We start from the raw sequence: 2324 nt of genomic DNA, 5'->3' as shown, positions 1-2324 counted from the left end.
CGGCAGCCCCCGGCCCCGCAGCACCGCGACCGCCAGCGCTGCGGCGGCCGGTGCGAGCGCGAGCCCCCACACCCAGCCGCCGACCGAGGCCCACGGGCCCCGGTTCCACAGCAGCACCAGCCCGAACACCGCGGTCAGCAGGCCGTCGGCGATCGGCAGCAGCGCACCCTCCCGCAGCGCGCGGCGCAGCGCGAGCAGCGAGAAGAACGCCGCGATCGCGGCCGGCGCCCACGCGAGCAGGTCCGCGCCTTCGTCGGACGGGGGTGTGCCGAACAGCAGGGTGCGGGCGACCGGTTCGACCCCGGCGGTGGTGTCGCCGAGCACGACGACCGCCCGCCCGCCCTCGCGGTCGAGGGCCAGCATGCTGCTGAACCCGGCGGTGCCTCCGTTGTGCCAGACGTAGGGGTACCGGGCGCCGTCGGCGCCGGTGGCCCCGCTGGTGACCCAGATCCAGCCGATCGACGTGCCGGGGTCGTCCTGCGCGGTCGGGACCAGCGCGCCGGTGCCGGGTGCGGCGCCGGTGAGCTGGGCCGCGGCCCAGCGCGCGAGGTCGTCGACGGTCGAGAACGTGGAGCTCCCGGCAGGCAGGTAGCCCTCGCCGGCCCAGCGGGGCGCGGGGCGGCCGTTGTCGCGGTGCCCGGGGACCGCGGTGTCCGGGACCTGCGCGCCGGTGGCGGCGAAGCTCGTCGAGGTCATGCCGAGGGGCCCCGTGATCCGGTCCGCGACCAGCTGCGGGTACCCGTCGGCGCCGGCGGCGCGGACGACCGCGGTCCCGAGCAGCGCGACGCCGAAGTTGGAGTACGTCGGCGGCTGCTGCGGGTCGACCGCGGCGGCGCGGGCGTCGTCGAGGAGCTGCGCGGTGGTCGTCGACGCGTACGGGTTCAGGTTCACCGTCGTGGCCAGGGCCCGGGCGGCGGCGGTCGCCCCCAGCGCCGGCAGCCCGGAGCGGTGCTGGGCGAGCGAGGCGAGCGTGACCGCGCCCGCCGGGGTGCCCGTCAGCTCCGGCAGTGCGCGCTCGAGCGGGTCGTCGGGGCGGACCTCGCCGCGGGTCACCGCGTCGGCGAACAACGCGGCCGTGAACGTCTTGGTGACCGACCCGATCTCGAAGGGGGCCCCGATGTCCGCGGGGCCGAGCCCGGAGGTGGTGACCGTCGTCGGCGTGACCTCGGCGACGGCGAGCGACCGGTAGCCGCCGTGCCCGCCCGCGGCGGCCCGGACCCGCTCGGCCAGGGCCGGATCGCCGGTGGTCTGCGGCCCGAGCCGTCGGTGCTCGGGGCCGGCGACCACGCCGACGAGCACCGCCAACACGGCGGCGACAGCGGCGACGGTCCCGATGCGGCGTCCGACCCCGGCGGGCGCGGAGGTGGTGGCGGTCATGGCGGGTCCTCTCAGCGGTGCGCGGCCAGGACGGTGACCAGCAGCGGGACGACCCGGGCGGCCGGGACCTCGTAGTGGCCGCGCCGGGTCGAGGCCAGCCAGCCGGCGGCGACGAGCTGGCGCAGGTGGTGGTGCAGCTGGCCGGTCGTGCCCACCGAGGGCTGTTCCAGCAGCTCGGCGGTGCTGTGCACGCCACCCAGCACGTGCTGCAGGATCGCGAGCCGCGCGGGGTGGGCGAGCGCGTCGAGGGTCGCGCTCAGCTCGGGCCAGTCGGCGTCGAGCAGGACCTCGCCCGGGCGGGCGTACTGCCAGCGGACGGTGCCCTCGTCGCCGGGGAGCCCGACGCTGCCGGCCATCAGCACCGCGCCGGGGCTGCGGGCCTCCAGCCCGGTCAGCGCCCACAGCGCGTCGTCGTCGGGGACGGAGGTGTCCGCGGGCCCGACGGCGTCCGGTCGGTCGGCGGCCCGCAGGGCCTCCTGCAGCTCGACGACGGCCTGTTCGACGGCGCGCAGCCGCTCCTCGATGCCGCTCACGCACCTCAAAATACGGAAGTACGTGGAAACGCACAAACGACGTTCAGGCGAGCCCGTACTCGATCGCGTGCCGGACGAGGGCCGCACGGCCGGGCACCTCGAACTTGCGCAGCAGCCGCTGCACGTGGTTCTCGACCGTGCGCGGGGACAGCACGAGCCGGGCCGCGATCTGCTTGGCGGTGAGCCCCTCGACCACCAGCCGCAGCACCTCGGACTCGCGCGGGCTGAGCTCGGGCACCGCGTGTGTGGGGGCCGCGACCGACTCCAGGACGACGTCGGCCAGCCCCGGGGAGAACGCGGGACGCCCGGCGGCGGCCGCGGCGGCGACGGCGGCCAGCTCCCGGGGGTCGGCACCGGTCGCGACGCCGGTCGCCCCGGCCCGTACCGCGTCGAGGACCCGGGCGTGGTCGGCGA

Annotated in this window: 3 protein-coding genes; all 3 read right to left on the bottom strand. The window is 77.5% G+C overall.

Features of this window, described 5'->3' with window-relative positions:
• The coding region (locus GTW08_RS16325; RefSeq protein WP_161152173.1) for a serine hydrolase domain-containing protein at window positions 1–1377 on the bottom strand (1377 nt) is incomplete at its 3' end.
• 11 nt (window positions 1378–1388) lie between these two features.
• Window positions 1389–1910: an ArsR/SmtB family transcription factor gene (locus GTW08_RS16320; RefSeq protein ID WP_301548990.1), complete on the bottom strand. Its 522-nt coding sequence runs from the start codon at window positions 1908–1910 to the stop codon at window positions 1389–1391.
• 43 nt (window positions 1911–1953) lie between these two features.
• Window positions 1954–2324: helix-turn-helix transcriptional regulator (locus tag GTW08_RS16315; protein WP_161152172.1), on the bottom strand; the 371-nt coding region annotated here is incomplete at its 5' end.

This window comes from Pseudonocardia sp. SID8383 (genome assembly GCF_009864975.1).
Taxonomy (GTDB): Bacteria; Actinomycetota; Actinomycetes; order Mycobacteriales; family Pseudonocardiaceae; genus Pseudonocardia; species Pseudonocardia alni.
Note: the sequence above shows the minus strand (reverse complement) of the source record. Positions and strands in the feature narration are given on the sequence as shown.